The following is a 16908-nucleotide window of genomic DNA, read 5'->3' as shown; positions in this document are numbered from 1 at the left end:
CGGGCAGCGGCCTGGCGCCCTCGCGGCTGTCACGCGTCGGCCCGGTACGCTTGGCCGGCACCTCCGCGGGTGTAGCTCAATGGCAGAGCCCCAGCCTTCCAAGCTGGCCATGCCGGTTCGATCCCGGTCACCCGCTCCACGCATCACCGCAGGTCAACCCGACCTGTTAGACCCTCTGGAGAAGCTCTGCAGGAGCCTCTGGAAGGCCCGTTTGAACCCTTTCATGACCCCTGTTTTCCGCTCGGTTGGTCATGAATTGGTCACGCCGGGCGGCTCGATCCGGCCAGCTGGAGGCCAGATGTTCCGCCCTGCCTGTGACCACAACTGGTCACGCGGTTGGGCTCGAGGCCGTGCCGAGCGACGACCCTCCGAACGATCCCCTCTATGGCACCTCAAGCCGCTCGACCGACGATGACAACGGCGCAGACGCTCGCGTAGGTGCGATGACGGATCAGACCTCCGACGGCAGATCGGTCCAGTTCTCCTGCTGGCGCACGCCGATCTCGTCGAGGTGGCCGAGCAGATCGGCGGGGTCGGCGTAGACCCGGTAGGCACCGGCCCGCTCGAGTTCGTCACTGCCGTATCCGCCGGAGAGCAGCCCAACCCCGAGCGCGCCGGCCCGTCGGGCGGCCAGCAGGTCCCAGATGCTGTCACCGACGACAACGGCATCACTGACGGCCACGCCGACCCGTGCCGCGGCGGCGAGGAACAGGTCTGGATCGGGCTTGGCGTGCCGTACCTGGTCTCGGGTCACGAGCGGGGTGTCGGCGGGGAGGCCGAGCAGGTCCAGGGCCGGCCGAGCCGCGACCGCGAGTCCACTCGTCGCGATGGCCCAGGTGACGTCCTGGCGAGTCAGGGCGGCGAGCAGCTCGCGGGCCCCCGGCAGCGGGCGGACGCTGTCCCGGCGGCGCCCGTAGGCCTCGGCGTGGGCGAGGTTGAGCTCCCGAATTTGCCCGGTCGACAGCGATCCGCCGGTCTCGCGCAACAGGGCGGCGACGAACAGCCCGCCGCTCATCCCGATCCGGCGATGGATCTTCCACACCGACAACTCGATTCCGAATCGCGTGAGCGCCTCCTGCCAGGCCAGCACGTGCTGGTAGACGCTGTCGATCAGGGTTCCGTCGAGATCGAACAGCAGCGCGGGTGGCTCCGAGGACAGCACGGTGCGCTCGGTCATGACGAGCACCCTGCTCCCCGGCGCGCGACGCCGACAAGAACACCCGCCGGCGAGCTCGCACCGGAACGACCCCAGCTAGCCCCTCCGAGCGCCCGCGACCGGACGAGTCCGGCAGCCATGCGGGCCGCCCCTGTCTCCAGGGGCGACATCTGACCGGTTGGGCGCCGGTGAGTCAGAGCCCTGACCCCACACTGCCAGGCCGTCATCATCGCGTTCGTGGCGGTTCATCGCCGTTCCGTATGCCGTTTGACGTGCCCGTCCGTACGACGACGGACGGGGGCGCACCGACGCGAACGCGCCCAACTGCAACCAGAACTGCAACCAGGCGCGACTCCTCAGCTTGGCTACGAGCGCTACGGGTGTCCCTGAAGGCGGCCTAAGGGACACCCGACGTGCAAGGGAGGCACGCGGTTATAGGACAACAGCAGGATCCGTGGTTCTCCCAGCCCGCGGGCAACGGGGCCCTGACCGACGACCAACCGCGAACCTTGACGGTCCTATGTCGACCGCTCACGAACACGGGGCGGCTCCACCGACACGGTCACGCCGCGCTCGTCCTGCAACGCGCGAAGCTCCGACGGCTCTCGTGAGACTGTCGGAGGTGCCGCAACGCTCCGGAGATGACCGGCACCTTCATCATCGCTCTGCTCGCTCTCGTGATCTCCACCGCTTCGCTGACCTGGCAAGTTGTTCAGTTCATACTGGGCGCCAGCCGGCCTCGGGTGGGACTCATGATCGGTGGGATGAACGCCAACGGCGCTGTGACGGCGCCCGTCAAGGGTTTTCGCCTGGAGCAGCTCGTTCGTCAGGGCTGTTCGACTCCGATCCTGGCCGTGCAAGTGCAGAACCGTGGCCGCCTGGCTGTGTCGGTCACCAACTGGTCTATCTCCTTCGACAACAAGGCCTCGTACACCCTGCCGAGCTGGCAACCGAACGATCGCGTGTCGCTGCCCTGCCGGTTGGAGCCAGGCGCCGAAGTGACCTTCCTCTGTCCCTTGGACGAGGTCGATGCCGCGTCCCGTCTCCTACAGGCCAGCAGCAAGCCGCCGAAGTGGTGTCAGGCTTCGGCCAGCTTCGGTTCAGGCAAGACGGTGCGCAGCAGAACCCACCTGCCAATTCCCATACGAACGAGCGGGTAACGAAGCGCTCGTCGGTAGAACGGACGCCCGGTGGATCGGTCGAGCGTCCTGCTACGTGTGCGTGCGTATCCCTAAGTGGGCCGCTCACGGACGCCCGCGCCCGGGTCGGCCAAAACGGCGGCCTACGGGACACCCACCAAGCTCACTACCAGTCACACGTCCCGCCGGAGCCAACGCTGAGCGAGGAGACAGCAGACACCGTTGGGGAACTCCTCGTTCTAGGGGCTGGCCCGAAGACGTCGTGCAGAGGTCGCTGACATACTTCTTACGATGCCCGTCCCGTCGTCAAGCTCAGATCGCCACACCGCAACTTGGGTCGCGTCGCATCGTGAGTTGGCAACCCTAGCGATTCAGAACTTCCTCGAGACGGGCAGTTGGCCCGGCTTTGATCAGCTACAACGGAACCTTGACCGAGAAGACATCGTTGAAGATGTTGAAACTGCGGCGCGCTCCTTGCCGACCCTTTACCCATGGACGGCCCACGACCGCATCTTCCGGGTGCCGCTGCATGTAGCCCGTCATGTCGCCGACGCGGAGCCGGTAGTCGCAGCTTGCTTGCATATAATTCTGCGCGTTTCAGAGTTGTATCTGTCGGACGACCGAGAGCCTGAGCTTCGTCGATCCGATCCCGGACTCACTCGGTTCGTCGATGAGGAACTCCTCCTTGACCGGGCGCTTAGCCTGCTGTGGGACTCGCCGCCGCAACCCTTGAGTTCTCGGGCATCAGGCGGCGACGCGGGCTGGCATTGCGCGATCAATCCAGGGGTGGCGAGAAGACTGCGCGGGATTCATGACATAGGCGACTACGTGAAGCTGCAGCGGCGGATTGTCGAGGAAGCCGGCGGCCAGCCAGCAGCAGATGCCGACGCCGCTCCTTTGCCACGAAACTTCAGCCCCGCTTTAGATGGAGACGACGTGCCAAGAGGTCAGATCTTCGTAAGCCATGCCAGCGCGGACAAGGAGCTGGCCGACAAGGTTCGCGACATGCTTGTACTCGCGGGCGTTCCGCAGGAACGCTTCTTCTATTCGTCGGACAGGGCGACGGGAATCCCATCCGGCCAAGATGTCGGAACGTACTTGCGGGAGACATTGCGAGAAGCGTCACTGGTCATCGAGCTTGTCTCGCCAACCTTTTTGAAACGCCCCATGTGTCTAATGGAACTCGGAGGGGCTTGGGTAATGGGGCTGTCAACGTATCCCATCGTTATTCCGCCGCTCAGCCGAGCCGAAGCCGTCAAAGCCATCGGCAATGTCCAGATGGGGATCATGGGTACGGCGCGGGAGATGGAGGACGTGTTCGACGAGTTGCACGATCGGCTCGAACAGGATGCCGGCCTAAACTTCCGATTGCCCCAGTGGAAACGGGCCATCGATTCCCATAAAGCCCAGATTCAAGCACTCATAAGCGCAGCATTGTTGCCAGGAGACCAAGCCGCTGAGGTGGACGGGTCGTGGACGAGACCCTCCACCCCCACGCTTGGAGGTGCCTCCCCGATCGGCTTCAGCAATGAGTCCATAACCAATGGTCGAAGAGGACGCGAACTCCACGTCGAGGTGACGAACAACGATGGCGTCGTGCACTCGGGGATACTGGCGGCAACGTTCTACGACGCCGTTGGCGCCATCCTTGGAACCGAGAAGGTGCCTCTGAACCAACTAGGGCCGGGCGAGACCAAGACCGTGAGCTTCCGGAATGTGCCCGACCACACGCGACGCAAGTTGCAAAGCGACACCTTGTTCTAGTTAGGAGCGGTCTCGGCCTCAGAGCTTGCTTAGGCCAACGCCCCGGTCTGGAGGCAATGCGGCGCCGTAGACTCTCGAAGGGTCTACCTGCGCTCCCGAAACCGGCGCACGTTCACGGATGAGTGACCCGCGCAGACGACAGGACACTGCTGAGCAGGCCAAAGTCGTATGAATGCACGCAGTAGAACGCTCAGCTACCTAGAAGACGGTGTGCCACTTCCGCGACTGGGCCGTCGATGCCAGCAGCTCTCTCGACCAACGCCCGAGCGTCGTCCCCAGCGTCGTCCAGACGCTGGCGCCAGATTGGCTCGCATTCGCTCGCGTCCAGTACCGAGAGCATGCGATTGAAATGCTCCTCATTAACCCTGTCGGCGATAGCGATGGCCCTCGCCAGGCCCCGCATGTCGTGTGGCTGCGGCGCCTGCAGGGCCGCGAGCAGGTTCGCCTCAGATTGGGCGAGGACTCGATCCGCCGCTTGGGAGTCGACTCGCCGGAGCACGTGAAGAGCGCGCGCATTCGACTCCCAGCCACCGCCGCGCGGGCTGTCCAGTCGCACGGATCCACCCGCCCGGACGACCGCGACGGCTACGTCGGGAAACTCGTCTATCAGCACGAATGGGAAACTCTTGAGCGTGGCGAGGCGATCGCTCAGGTAGATCCGTGCGCGCTCCTGACCGCGACGCCCTTGCGCCATCGCCGCCAAGATGCCGCTTATTGGGTCGACGGTTGTGACGGGAAATGTGTCAAAGGCGTCAGCTGGCGATGGTGCGCCGTCTTCCGTCGAGTCGTCCGAGGATTCCCAGACCAGCTGGTCGAGCCAGTCGAACGCGATGGCTTCCGCGATTATGTCGATGAAGTCAGACGATAACCATGCGAGCCAGGCCAGGAACAGATCGAGGGATTCAAGCTCATGTCGGGCCCGTCCGTTCAGGGACGTGCCCGCAGCGGTCCAATCGATCCTCCGCATAACCTCCAGCGTTACCGCCGCTAAATCGGTGAATTCTTGTGGCGGCTCCCAGCGGCCCCCGTGCTCGTTCTTGAGTGGGTCTTCCTCGGACAAGTCGTCGTCGAACTGCGCGTCTACGACATCATCGAACTCAACCTCGTGGAGCTGGGACCGCTCGCGACGCAATGTCAGCCGGCCAGCGGCAGGGGCTAGGTGGGCGACGAGGCCCATGCTGCCGAATGCCCAATGGCCTAACCCGCGCGACGCATCTGCCAGGTTGGACTCGATCGAGCTGGTCAGATGCGGACTACAGGCGAGGAGCGCTTGCGACGCAACCGCTGGAGCAAGATTTGCGAGGGTGTCGATGAGATCCGCGATCTCATCGTTATGAGACTCGGAACTGGTACGAGCCAGCCAGCCCTGCATGGCGCCGACGTCGATATTTTCCGCGAACGCCTCGCCCCACGCGGGGCGCTCGTCCGCGTCATGGTCGGGTGCTAACTCTCGGAGTAGGTCGGCCCAACCGGGCCCACTCGGCCGCGATCCCCGCGTGCTGAACAACGCCGCCAGGTCCCCCGGAGCCAGGGACTTCCGGACCGAGCCATAGAGGTCGCGGTGAGCACCGCGCAGGTGACTTATGAGACGTCGGATGCCGAAGACCTCGGCAGCGTCTACGTCTGGCAGCCAAACGACTAGGCGCGCCACGATGGCTTCCCACCGCTGGCGGTCCAGCACCCCTGCAAAGGCGAGCTCGGACAATAACTGCGCCGCCACGGACCGGTCCGCGCCGGTGCCGACGGCCAGACACTGTGCGACAAGGGCGTCGACGGTGGCGTCCTCAAGCCACTCGGCTCGCCACCGGTAGCGAAGCGAGTCGCTCCGTGTGAACGAGTCCAGCACCCAGTACTTACCTCGAACCGGAAGATCCGAGTTCAAGAGGTGCGATTGAACGATCGCGCGCACGCCGACCCCGACAACGTTGTCACGACGCGCGAGGTCCATCAGCGCGCGATCCGCGACTCTAATATGAGGGGTGCGCAGTTGTCCGCTGTTCTCCCGGATTAACCGCTCGGATTGGAGGATGTCGACGGTCGAGTTGAAACGCTCCGCATCCAGAATGCCGTCGGCGGCGCCAAAGGCGTCCGCCGTCACGCGCGCCACATCAAGCGCCGCCTGCTCGCGCGTCACGCCCGCGTCTAGCGAGGTCATCTGACCTACCGCGACAGCACCAAGAAGCAAAGCGGCCGCGGGAGTCTCGGCGATTCGATCCAAGATGCCGGCGATCCGCTGCTCGCCGCCAGACGCGACGAACATGAATGACCAGGGGTCACGCGCGCTCGCGTTCGCGACCTGGAGTCGATGGCGCGCCGACTCGCGAAACATGCCCGGCCCGACCCGATCATCGAGCGACGCGAGCAGGGGCTCAACCTCGTCTAGATGATCAATGCAGTGCTCGTAGATGAGACCCTTGGCGCGTACCTCCGACACTGTTTCGTCGTTGTGGCCCTCGCGTCGTTCAGTCGAGACGAGCAGAACCGCATGGCGGTCATCAACAACAGCCTGAAGATCGGCGACCACGTCAGGGTCCAGTGCCTGCGCGTCGTCAACGACAGCCAGCACTGGCCCTGGCATTGCAGCGAAAGCCTGTACCTCCTGCGCCCCAGCTACTCCCGCCCGCGTCAGCTCGACGACGGCCCATCCCACATGGTTCAGCCGTCGCGCGGCGTGGAACGCAGTTACGGACTTCCCAGTCCCAGACCCGCCCGACAGGGTTGCGAACCGCGACGCAGCGAGACGCTGGGCGAGTGTCTGCGCGTACGGCAACTCCGGGCAGGCGTCCACGTCCACCGGCCGGAGACGCTCGCCCCGCAGCGCCGCCTCGAAGCCACGCGACCGGCCGAAGACCACGAAGCGCCACCCCGGGCTTCGGGCCGGAACAAGAAGCCGATGAGCGACCTCGGCCAACGCGTAGTCCGCGGTAGTAGGTACTCCATCGGCGCCCGACGCTGACGGCCCGATCTTGTAGACCGGCCATTTGTTCTGCAACGGACGCAGCAAGGTCTCGACCACGAAGGGGTCGGAACCGCTGTACCCGAGTACCAGGAGAGTCCGCGGTCGATCGTCGAACTGGATCAGCCGGTCGAGGACCGCCTGGGGTACCAACCCGTCCTCATCGGGGAGAGTCCATGGCTGGTCCGGTACGAGGACGTCCCCATGCGGCTTGATGAGGAGGCCCTTCGGCAGCGGAATGCCGTAGATGTCTTGGTAGGCACGTTCGAGACACGAGTCCCAGTTGTAGGAGATGACGAACTGGACCTTCCCCTCGTGGATGAGGCGAGCGAGTTCGCGATGTGCCGGCGAGGGGTCTCGTCCGGCGTCGAGATTCGCGAACGCCCGCTGGAAGGCCAGCCGTACGGCAGGGATGTCGCGGGCGAGCTGCCAGCCCAACGCGACGGCCTCTGGGTCAGTCCCGAGGATCTCCTTTGGCGTCCCTGATCTTCCAGCTCGTCTTTCTAGCTCCTGTGCGGCACCTTCCACCTCACCGATCGCCTGCCAGAGCAGAGCGGGGAGTTGCATCGTCATCGGGTAGGCGAAGGCAGACATGCCAGCGCCCACAACAGCGACGCTGTCGAACGATCGCATGTCGGCCGTCATGGCCGACAGGCGCTCGTCGCGGCCAGTTCTCCCCCAGGTCACAGTCGATATCTAGCACGTCCTTCCGCGAACGACCGCCGACGATCGACTTGTCCTGGCTCGGAGAGGTAGGCGGGCACCCACGACCACCGCCCGAAGCGACTGATACGTCGGCTTCACCCCGAACGCTTTGCCCCAGGCCGCTCTGCCTCCCGGGCAGTCCTCGGAGGACAACAAACCCGACCGACTTCACATCGCTGATGGGCGACCTGCAGGACTGGACCTTCGGCCGGCTGGACGAGGACACCTGGTTCTACCCCGGCCACGGGAAGGACAGCACCCTCGGAGCGCGTTGCGGGGGACTGCGTGTCCCATAGCGGGCCCATTTAGAGCCACTCACCCCAGATCCAGCATCGCCGACGGGGTGGCACTTCCGGCTAGGTGGTCGGCGTGAGGCCGGGCAATCCGGCCCGTGCGTCAGCCAAGAACGGCAGGCGGCCCAATGAATGCGGTGAAAACTGCGGTGAAGACCGGCGCCATTCCGCTCAGCGCTTCAGCGCTCCCAGTCTTGTTGATCGAGTAGGCGGTCACACCGAGCAGGCTCATGACGCACAGCCCGCCGACGGCCAGCTTCGCGAGGGGTACGACGTTCTGGCTGGTGATCACGGGCTCGGGCATGACCGCAGGGGAAACAAACTGCATGGCAAACTCCACAAGGGTGTGGCCGCGCCCCGGATCGCAGCACCTCATGGACAGCAAGCGTCTGCTTGGCTGAACAACCCCTTGGACTGACTCATATGCAGTCCGTGAGACCCCAATAATGCCTATCGGTCCGTACGTCCGGGGACGCACTCCCGACTCGGCGTGGGGTTGTTCGGTTTGGGACAGTAATGGCGGACTCACCGTCTCCGCAAGCGACGTGTGCTATTTGTTACTCGACGACGCCCGGACCAGTCCGGTCCCGCTCGATTACCGAAGCCCGTCTCAGGGACCTCGCCGCGCTCGATGCGATCGCGTCGGACGACCGAAGGAGTTGCTGGTGCGCTGGATCGAGAGGCTCCGTCGCAACGGCGCTCAACGGAGGACCGGGGCCGGCTCCGCAACCCCGACGGCCGGACAGACGTGGCTTTGGGTCACCGGACCTGAGTTCTACCTGGACGACGGCGGCCGGGATCGAGCCGACCTGGACCCAGCGTCGTTCGACGGGCCCAGAGGCTGGTGGACGTGCCATTCCGACACGCGGTTCGGCGACGTGGCGCTCCTGTACCGGGCACGACAGCGCAAGGACATCGCATACCTCGTCAGAGCGGAGTCGGACGCGTACCCGCTCTCGGCGGGCGACGGGCTCCCGGGAAGGAACACCCACGGGTGCGACTACACCGTCGTCAAGAAGTTCAGCCGTCCGCTGTCGATCGAGGCCATGAGGGCGGACCCGTCCCTGGCGGAGTGGGCCGCACTAAAGATCAACTTCAATGGGTCCGTCCACCGGGTGCCCCCTGCGATATGGAAGCGACTCCTCGACCGGTTAACGAACCGGCGGCCGGAGGAGGTCCGGTCCGCGATCGAGCACAGGGCCCGCGAGTTGGAGGACGAGCTTGCGCTCGAGCAGTACCTCGTCAACAACGGCGACATCTGGCGAAAGCTGGGCTACTCTCTCGAGCTGCGCGACCAGCAGCGCCGTTGGGCCGACCGAACCCGGGCCGACCTCGTCTACTGGGACAAGGCCGGCGGGCAGTACGTGGTCGTCGAACTCAAAGCGCGCACCGTGAATGGAGACACCGTCGGTCAGGTGCTGAGGTACATGGCCAACGCTCGCGACGAGCTCGCCGGCGGGCGACCGACGAAGGGGATCGTCGTCGGAGCGGACCTAGGCAAGTGGGGCAAGTCCCTTCTCGAGGAACACCCGGAAGTCGCGTTCGTGAGTCACGACGACCTCGGGGCGTCGGTCGTGCGGCGTAGAACCAAACGGACGAGGCTCCCGAACGTCAGCTGAACGGCTACGCCGACCAGCCCTCCATCGCAGCCCCATACCCACAGGTGTCCCATAAGCCGCCCTCCGGGCTACCCGGCCGACTGTCTCTGAGCGGCCCACTTAGGGACACCTGTCGAAGCGACTACTTGGTGAAGATCTGTACGACGACCACGATGACGGCCAAGCCGCCGATGATCCCGATGAGCCAGCCTCGCGACACAGGCTTGGCCTGAAGGTTGTGAAGTGGGCGGACGGCTTGGAGAAGGATGAGGACCGCCGCGAGCCCGATGATGACAAGGGTGCCGCCTGTCCTCACCGCGCCTCCCGCCTTCCTCATGACCACTCGCGTCGGACCGTACGGCTCGAAGACCTATCCGGCCCTGGCTCAGGAGGAATGTCCTTCCACCGTGTGAGGCCGTCGCCCTAGGCGGCCCATGTAGGGCGAGTGTCGACAGCTCACGTCCCGTGCCTGGCAACATCCTGGCGGTGACGGACGAACCTTCCTCCGGCTGGTACGCAGTTCGATGCGTCTTCGCGATGGAAGGGGTCTCGGAAGACGCCGAGAGAACCTTCGAAGAGCGCGTCACGCTGTGGCGGGCAGAGAGCCACGACGAAGCGATCGACCGAGCAGAGACCGAGGCGCGTGACTACGCGACTGCCCTCGCTCTGGCGGAGTACGTGGGGCTCGCTCAGTCGTATCAACTGCCCGATGCACCGGACGACGGCGTCGAAGTGTTCTCACTGCTGCGGGACAGCGATCTGGCTCCTTCCGACTACCTCGACGCGTTCTTCGACACCGGCACCAAGCGGCAGCAAAAGTCGCCCTGAACGGCCCATTTAGGGACACGCGGTCAGGCCAAGTACGCGAAGGAGTCCTCTCCCCCGCGCCAGACGCTCATCTCACCGGTCTCCAGGAAGTAGAGCTGGAGAATCTCCGGGCCCGCGACCTCGTCCTCGGTCGGCCGGACGATCAGATCGCAGCCATCGACCTTGATGGTGATGCCGTCATCCGGCGTCTCGTCGACTGACGTGACCCGGCTACCGATCGTCTCAACTAGCCGATCCCGGTATCCCGCCTGGCCGACTGACCAGGTGCCCTCAGGAGCGGACAGTCTCGGCCAGGCCAGACAAGTGAGGCGGGGAGTCGCCGGAAGGTTGTCCCCGTCAAAGGTGATCTCCAGGAAGTCGGCGATGAACGTCACCGCCGCGAGGTCGGTCCCGACGAGGCGCTGCAGGTCCGATCGCCGCCCGACGACGGCTTGCGGCCCGTCGGGAATCGACGGGCGTCGCTCATCTCGGCGTCCCAACACGCATGAAGTATCGGCCCACTCCAATGCGCCCCAAAGCCGTCCGTGGGGCGACACGCGGGACTCGCCCTGAGCGGCCCACTTAGGGACACCCAAGACCTGCGAGGTGGGAGCATCGACATCCGCGATCACGGGCTGTTCCGGCGTGCCGGGAGGGCCGCGGACGGGTCTTGGCCGAGCTGGGACACCGGAGAAATGTGTCGGCCGTCCCAGAAGCGCGGACCGTTCCCGGTGGCGCTGACCACGGGGCTCCTGCGGCACCGACCGGTCCCGGACTTCCCCGTCCCAAGATCGAGAGGCAGCCCCATGACCACCGTCGTGCAGGAGACCGGCAGCGCCATCCGCCCCTTCCAGGTGGAGATTCCGGACGAAGCGCTTGCCGACATGCGCCGACGCGTCGCCGCGACCGTCTGGCCCGACCAGGAAACCGATCCGTCGCAGGGCGTGCCGCTGGCGACGATGCAGGAACTGGCCCGCTACTGGGCGGCCGACTATGACTGGCGCCGATGCGAGGCGAGACTGAACGCGCTGCCGCAGTTCGTCACCGAGATCGACGGGTTGGACATCCATTTCATCCACGTCCGGTCCCGGCACGAGGAGGCCCTGCCGCTGCTCGTCAACCACGGCTGGCCGGGCTCGATCATCGAGCAGCTCAAGATCATCGACCCGCTCGTCGATCCGACGGCGCACGGTGGCACCGCGGCGGACGCCTTCCACGTGGTGATCCCGTCGATGCCGGGATACGGGTTCTCGGGCAAGCCGACCAGCCCCGGCTGGGGTCCTGAACGCATGGCCCGGGCGTGGGCAGAGTTGATGCCCCGCCTCGGCTATCCCCGATACGTCGCCCAGGGCGGCGACTGGGGTGCGTTCGTCGTCGACTTCATGGGGGTGCAGCAACCGCCGGGCCTGCTCGCCATCCACACCAACTACGCCGGCAGTGTTCCGCCCGACGTCTACCGATCCCTGCTGGCCGGCGAACCGCCGCAGCCCGGCTTCTCCGCGGAGGAACGACGGGCCTACGAGCAGCTGGCCACCACCCTCAAGCGAGTCGCCTACGCCCAGTACATGGCTTCGCGGCCGCAGACCCTGTACGGCATCGCGGACTCACCCGTCGGCCTGGCCGCCTGGCTGCTCGACCACGACGACGCCGGCGGCCAGCCCGCCGCGGCGGTAGCCGCGGCCCTGAACCGGCCCACGAGCGACACCGGCGAGCTGACCCGGGACGAAGTCCTCGACAACATCACCCTGTACTGGCTGACGCACACCGGCGTCTCCGCGTCACGCCTGTACTGGGAGTACAAGGGCGGTTTCTGGGACGCCAAGGGCGTCACCATCCCGGTGGCCGTCAGCGTCTTTCCCCACGAGGCCTACCAGGCTCCGAGGAGTTGGGCCGAGCGGGCATACCCCCGGCTCATCCACTACAACCAGCTCGACCGAGGCGGTCACTTCGCGGCCTGGGAACAGCCGCAGCTGTTCGCCGAAGAGCTTCGCGCCGGCTTCCGCACGCTCCGTGCACCCCAGGTCCCCGCGCCCCGGTAGTTGATGAGGGCCCTGCGGCCCCAGCGACGCTGAGGCATCTGTCTCTGAGGCCGCCTTCAGAGACACCAGGGGCCGGCCTGGATCGGCCGCTACCGACGGGCGCCGACTGCGCGTGCCCGACAACCTGAAGACCTCAAGATCATCGACCGTCACACCTCTTGCACCGTCGGGTTCCGGAATTCGTTGTCACAGGTTTTCTGAAGGCCCATCCGCATCGTCGGAGCGATGGCAAGCAAGGCGAACGCCGGCGATCGAAGTCGACGGCTCCAGCGAGAGAGGCAGCGCCGTGGGGCCGGGGCAGGCCGGCCAAGCGGCACTGCAGCCAAGCCCCGATCGGAAGCCGACGGCTCTGTACGGCGTTCCGCCGCCACGACGTGCGGCTGGTGCGGTGGTCCGATCACTCCGGGCACTCGCGGGCCGATCCCGAAGTGGTGTTCGGCCACTTGTCGTCACCGTGCGTGGGAGCAGAAGCGGGCTGCGGCCTCCGGGCGCGCAGCCGTCCAAGTCGTCGAGCGACGGGTGAAGGCTCTGACACCGATCACACCTACCCGGCGGGACTGGCCCCGGTTGCTCGACGAACTCGTCCGTCAACTGAACGACGGGCGGGTGTATGACCGCGATCTGGCGCAGATCCAGGCCGCCTTGATCCAGCTCGTCGAAGCCCACCGTCGACGCACCGGCCCTGCAGTGCGGGATCGCAACTTTCCCTGGACCTGACCGGAGAAGTCCAGGAAGACGGACAACGAGGCTCGGCTTCATGACGTCCCGATCGGCGCAGCTGTCAGACCTCGACGCCACGGCCCGGGGTCCGTTGATGACGGTCGAGCAGGCCGGCGAGTACCTCGGTACGGGGACCCGCTTCGTCCGCCGGCTGATCACCGAGCGTCGGATCAGTTTCGTGAAAATCGGCAAGTATGTGCGCCTCGAGCGGTCGGCGCTAGACGCGCTTGTGGACGCCGGCCGCGTCCACAGCCAGCGGTGATCTCGCCACACGAGCTATGACGCAGCCGTCAAGGTCGCGGCGTGGCCAAGCGGACGTTCGGCTCGGTAGACCGACTCCCCAGCGGCCGTTACCGGGCGCGGTATCTGGGGCCGGACGGCAGGCGCCACACCAAGATCTTCGTCGCCAAGGCTGACGCATGGGCCTGGCTGGCGAGCGAGCAGACCGACCTTCTCCGCAAAAGCTGGCGCGCGCCGAACGCCAAGGGACGGACCGTCGGCGAGTACGCCGAGGACTACCTCGCTCGCAACGACCTCAGGGAGGGAACGCGCGTTCTCTACAAGGGCCTGTGGCGACACCATCTCGCCGAACCATGGGCGGCCGTACCCGTCGACGAGGTCACTCCAGCTTCCGTCCGCTCATGGCATGCCCAGGCCGGCCGGACAACAGGCCCTACCGCGCTGGCGCAGTCCTATCGGCTTCTCCGCGCCATCCTCAACGTCGCCGTGGCCGACGAGGCCATCGCGTCCAACCCGTGCCGGCTCCGGGGTGGCGGCACGCCGAGGGCGTCCCGCCCTTCTCGAGCCCTCACGGCTGTAGAGGCACTGCAGCTGGCTGAGCAACTGGGGCGGGACAGGAGAACCGAGCGCTACCGCGCCCTCGTGCTCGTCCTCGCCTTCGGCGGTCTCCGGTTCGGTGAGGCCACGGCCCTGCGCCGGTCGGACGTTCTCCCCGGCGGCCGAGTGCGGGTCGAGCGCTCAGTTCGGCGCGTCGGGGGCCAGTGGGTGAGCGGTGAGCCCAAGACAGACGCGGGGCACCGGACCGTGACACTGCCCGCGGGCGTGGCGGCAGCACTGGAGGACCACCTGGAGAAGCACGTCCGTCCTTCTCCGGACGCCCTCCTGTTCTCCACCAGCTCGGGCGGCTACCTCGCGCGCAGCAACTGGAACTCGACCTTCCGGCGCGCCGCCGACGCGATCGGGCTGCCGGCGGTCCGGCCCCACGAACTGCGGCACACGGGTGCCACGCTGGCCGCGGCTACCGGTGCGACCACCAAGGAACTCATGCGCCGGCTCGGCCACTCCTCCCCCGCAGCCGCGCTGCTCTACCAGCACGCCGCCGACGACCGCGACGCCGACATCGCTCGCGCCCTCGACGCCATGCTGGCCGCGCTCACCGAGACGCCCGACGACATCGATCGACCGGAGTAGCCGCGCGTCGATTGGTCATGTTGTGGTCACGTCGAGCCTCTTCGAGGCTCCGACGACCCGCTGAACAGCGCATATGCCACCACGTGGCCCGCCTTCCAAGCTGGCCATGCGGGTTCGATTCCCGTCACCCGCTCCACGCCACCCATGGCATTACCTTGCAGACGGGCCGCCAAACCGGTCACGAAAAGCTCAAGGGAGCCGTGCAGTTTCCAGACCCATTGATGAAAATGTAGTAGCTCCCCGACAGTGTTATGGCGAAAGCCTCACCGGGGGTCAGCGCTACGTGTGCGTTTGTGACTTGATCAACCGGCAGGTGCAGGGTCAATGACGCCTCAGCCTGAGTGGAGATCTTCATGATGTCGCTTAGATTTGTTCGGTCAACGCCGATCGGCTGGTCGGTCGAGACGCCAATCTGCAAATCTAGCGACTGACACGTAGAACTAGCCACCTGCCAGAGCACGTTGTCCTCGTCATCATTCACATACTCGTAGCTGTCGAGGTTGGGCTCGATCACGTACGTGAACGGAGCCGAGCCAATAACCTTGACGCGCGGCTGACTCAAAACCCGGCTCTCTCGAAAGACGTCCGCCAGCGGCATGGTGGAGAACGATGGAGCCGGTGGGTTGAAGGTCGACACAGGCGAGGCCGGCGTCGGCTCATCTGAGGACGACGTCGTCACTGGCGAGGTTGGGCCTGATGTATTACTGGTGGTTGCGGGGGCGGACGACGTGACCACTGGTTGAGAACTCGTTGCCGTGCTCTCCGACGAGGTCTCATTAGAAGCAAAGAATTTGAACCACCAAGGCGGCCCGGTGGCGAAGACTATTGCGAGGATGACCGCAGCTACAAGGCCGACCTTCGCTTCCCCCGAGAGCCGCATGACGACAGTGTGCCGCTAGCGACCGCGAGTCGGGTGCGACAGCGACGCCCTCTCCCGCTCTGCCCCGAGGCTGATGCAGATGGGAGCCCTCCCGCTGAAGGTGGGCTGGGAGACTCGAGGCAGTTGGGAACTACCCGCCGCTATCCATCGGCTGTGCGCAGAATCGGCTGATCAGGGGCCTGCGTAGCGCCAGGCTGGTACCGGACGGGCCGGCAGTCGTAGAGCGAACCCTCATCCCACGCTTACGCGCGGTGCGGCCGAGAGGCGCACCGCCCGAGCCGGGAACCGGACCGTGATCCGGAGCCCGCCGTTCGGACGGGCCTCCGCAAGCACCGTGGCGTCGTGGGCGGCCGCGATCGAGCGCACGATCGTCAGGCCCAATCCGACCCCGCCGCTGTGCACCAGTCGCTCGCCGGACAGCCGCCGGAACGGCTCGAACAGTCCATTCACCAGCTCAGCTGGCACCACGGAGCCGGTGTTCTCAACGGTCAGCGCGCCGTCGTCGTCCACCCGGACCCAGACGGAACCACCGGGCTCGTTGTACTTCACCGCGTTGGTGACCAGGTTCGCGACGAGCCGCTCGACCAGCGGCCGCTCCCCCATCACCGTCACCGGCGCGGCCTCCACCGACAGCGTCACGTCGGCGGCGACAGCCGCCGCGCGGAACTGCTCGGCCGCCGCCGGCACGACCTCGTCGAGCGGCACCGGCGCCGTCGTCACCAGCCCGCGGTCGGTCTCAGCCAGGGTGAGCAGGCCGTCGATGAGCTGCTCGTTGCGCTCGTTCGTCGCCAGCAACTGGCGCGACAGCAGCTCGAGCTGCTCAGGCGTCAGCGAACCCGCCAGCGAGACCTCGATCAGCGCCCGCTGCGTCGCCAGCGGGGTCCGCAGCTCGTGCGACGCGGTCGCTGCGAAACGCCGCTGCGCCTCGTAGCCCTCCGCCAACCGGTCCAGCACCGCGTTCAGCGAGGCACCCAGCCGGCCGGTCTCATCAGAAGGACCGCCGTCCACCGGCATCCGCAGCGCCAGGCTGGCCGGACCGAACCGGCCCAGGGTCTCCCCCAGCGCCCGCACGGGCTGCATCACCCACCGCGCCAACAGCACCGCCACGGCCAGCGCCAGACCCACAGCCACCAGCAGCTCGACCACCGCCAGCCCCGGGCTGTACGAGGAGCAGCTGTTGGTGACGCTGACCCAGCCGGCACCGCCGGCGCAGTACGGCCAGGGCGGGGTGTCGCGCAGGTAGTAGACGAGCCCCTTGACGGTGGTCAGGAAGAAGTCGACCCAGAAGTACGCCAGCGGCCAGGTCACCAGGACGGCGATCGCAGCGCGCCGGCGCGGGGTCAGCACCACGCTCACCGACGGTACCGGCGCGAACGCGGAGATCCGACGCATGCTTATCTCGTCCTTATCCGACGTCCAG

General features: G+C 66.3%; 15 protein-coding genes and 1 tRNA gene. 9 read left to right on the top strand and 7 right to left on the bottom strand.

The features are described 5' to 3' along the window. Window positions 1-65: 65 nt before the first annotated feature. Window positions 66-139, top strand: a tRNA-Gly gene (locus GGQ55_RS16710). 312 nt (window positions 140-451) lie between these two features. Here GGQ55_RS16710 and GGQ55_RS16705 read toward each other — a convergent pair. Beyond that, a complete protein-coding gene (locus GGQ55_RS16705; protein ID WP_179718579.1) occupies window positions 452-1177 on the bottom strand; it encodes an HAD family hydrolase in 726 nt (241 codons plus the stop codon). A 620-nt stretch (window positions 1178-1797) separates the two neighbouring features. Here GGQ55_RS16705 and GGQ55_RS16700 point away from each other — a divergent pair. Both GGQ55_RS16700 and GGQ55_RS16695 read left to right on the top strand, forming a co-directional pair. Beyond that, window positions 1798-2316 carry a hypothetical protein gene (locus GGQ55_RS16700; protein WP_179718577.1) on the top strand — a complete coding sequence of 173 codons (519 nt, stop codon included), beginning with the start codon at window positions 1798-1800 and terminating at the stop codon, window positions 2314-2316. Window positions 2317-2586: 270 nt separating this feature from the next. After that, complete coding sequence (locus GGQ55_RS16695) at window positions 2587-4059, top strand: toll/interleukin-1 receptor domain-containing protein (protein WP_179718575.1); 1473 nt, start codon at window positions 2587-2589, stop codon at window positions 4057-4059. A gap of 190 nt (window positions 4060-4249) precedes the next feature. Here the strand turns inward: GGQ55_RS16695 and GGQ55_RS16690 are convergent, their stop codons facing one another. Both GGQ55_RS16690 and GGQ55_RS16685 read right to left on the bottom strand, forming a co-directional pair. Next, window positions 4250-7660 carry an SIR2 family protein gene (locus tag GGQ55_RS16690; protein ID WP_179718573.1) on the bottom strand — a complete coding sequence of 1137 codons (3411 nt, stop codon included), beginning with the start codon at window positions 7658-7660 and terminating at the stop codon, window positions 4250-4252. Window positions 7661-8116: 456 nt separating this feature from the next. Continuing rightward, window positions 8117-8317 carry a hypothetical protein gene (locus GGQ55_RS16685; protein WP_179718571.1) on the bottom strand — a complete coding sequence of 67 codons (201 nt, stop codon included), beginning with the start codon at window positions 8315-8317 and terminating at the stop codon, window positions 8117-8119. A gap of 361 nt (window positions 8318-8678) precedes the next feature. Here GGQ55_RS16685 and GGQ55_RS16680 point away from each other — a divergent pair, with 361 nt between their 5' ends. Continuing rightward, window positions 8679-9632 carry an EVE domain-containing protein gene (locus GGQ55_RS16680; protein ID WP_179718569.1) on the top strand — a complete coding sequence of 318 codons (954 nt, stop codon included), beginning with the start codon at window positions 8679-8681 and terminating at the stop codon, window positions 9630-9632. A 121-nt stretch (window positions 9633-9753) separates the two neighbouring features. Here GGQ55_RS16680 and GGQ55_RS16675 read toward each other — a convergent pair whose 3' ends face one another. After that, window positions 9754-9948: a hypothetical protein gene (locus GGQ55_RS16675; protein ID WP_179718567.1), complete on the bottom strand. Its 195-nt coding sequence runs from the start codon at window positions 9946-9948 to the stop codon at window positions 9754-9756. Window positions 9949-10076: 128 nt separating this feature from the next. Between GGQ55_RS16675 and GGQ55_RS16670 the strand changes: the two genes are divergently transcribed. After that, window positions 10077-10439 carry a DUF4288 domain-containing protein gene (locus tag GGQ55_RS16670; RefSeq protein WP_218859310.1) on the top strand — a complete coding sequence of 121 codons (363 nt, stop codon included), beginning with the start codon at window positions 10077-10079 and terminating at the stop codon, window positions 10437-10439. Between the two features lie 23 nt (window positions 10440-10462). On the opposite strand, the gene GGQ55_RS16665 is transcribed toward GGQ55_RS16670, so the two are convergent. Beyond that, the gene (locus GGQ55_RS16665) at window positions 10463-10921 is read right to left on the bottom strand and encodes a hypothetical protein (RefSeq protein WP_179718565.1); all 459 of its coding nucleotides are present in this window, start codon (window positions 10919-10921) and stop codon (window positions 10463-10465) included. Window positions 10922-11224: 303 nt separating this feature from the next. Here GGQ55_RS16665 and GGQ55_RS16660 point away from each other — a divergent pair, with 303 nt between their 5' ends. From GGQ55_RS16660 to GGQ55_RS27125, 4 genes are all read left to right on the top strand, one after another. Continuing rightward, the gene (locus GGQ55_RS16660) at window positions 11225-12457 is read left to right on the top strand and encodes an epoxide hydrolase family protein (protein WP_179718563.1); all 1233 of its coding nucleotides are present in this window, start codon (window positions 11225-11227) and stop codon (window positions 12455-12457) included. 519 nt (window positions 12458-12976) lie between these two features. Continuing rightward, a complete protein-coding gene (locus GGQ55_RS16655; protein ID WP_179718562.1) occupies window positions 12977-13174 on the top strand; it encodes a hypothetical protein in 198 nt (65 codons plus the stop codon). A gap of 97 nt (window positions 13175-13271) precedes the next feature. Further along, window positions 13272-13439, top strand: coding sequence for an excisionase family DNA-binding protein (locus GGQ55_RS16650; RefSeq protein WP_246323829.1), 168 nt, complete (start codon window positions 13272-13274; stop codon window positions 13437-13439). Window positions 13440-13480: 41 nt separating this feature from the next. Beyond that, window positions 13481-14608: a site-specific integrase gene (locus GGQ55_RS27125; RefSeq protein ID WP_179718558.1), complete on the top strand. Its 1128-nt coding sequence runs from the start codon at window positions 13481-13483 to the stop codon at window positions 14606-14608. Between the two features lie 178 nt (window positions 14609-14786). Here the strand turns inward: GGQ55_RS27125 and GGQ55_RS16640 are convergent, their stop codons facing one another. After that, window positions 14787-15488: a hypothetical protein gene (locus tag GGQ55_RS16640; protein WP_179718556.1), complete on the bottom strand. Its 702-nt coding sequence runs from the start codon at window positions 15486-15488 to the stop codon at window positions 14787-14789. 231 nt (window positions 15489-15719) lie between these two features. Beyond that, the gene (locus GGQ55_RS16635; protein ID WP_179718554.1) at window positions 15720-16880 is read right to left on the bottom strand and encodes a sensor histidine kinase; all 1161 of its coding nucleotides are present in this window, start codon (window positions 16878-16880) and stop codon (window positions 15720-15722) included. Window positions 16881-16908: the final 28 nt, after the last annotated feature.

This window comes from Petropleomorpha daqingensis, from assembly GCF_013408985.1.
GTDB lineage: Bacteria > Actinomycetota > Actinomycetes > Mycobacteriales > Geodermatophilaceae > Petropleomorpha > Petropleomorpha daqingensis.
The sequence above is the reverse complement of the archived record's forward strand: the minus strand, read 5'-3'. Positions and strand labels throughout refer to the sequence as shown.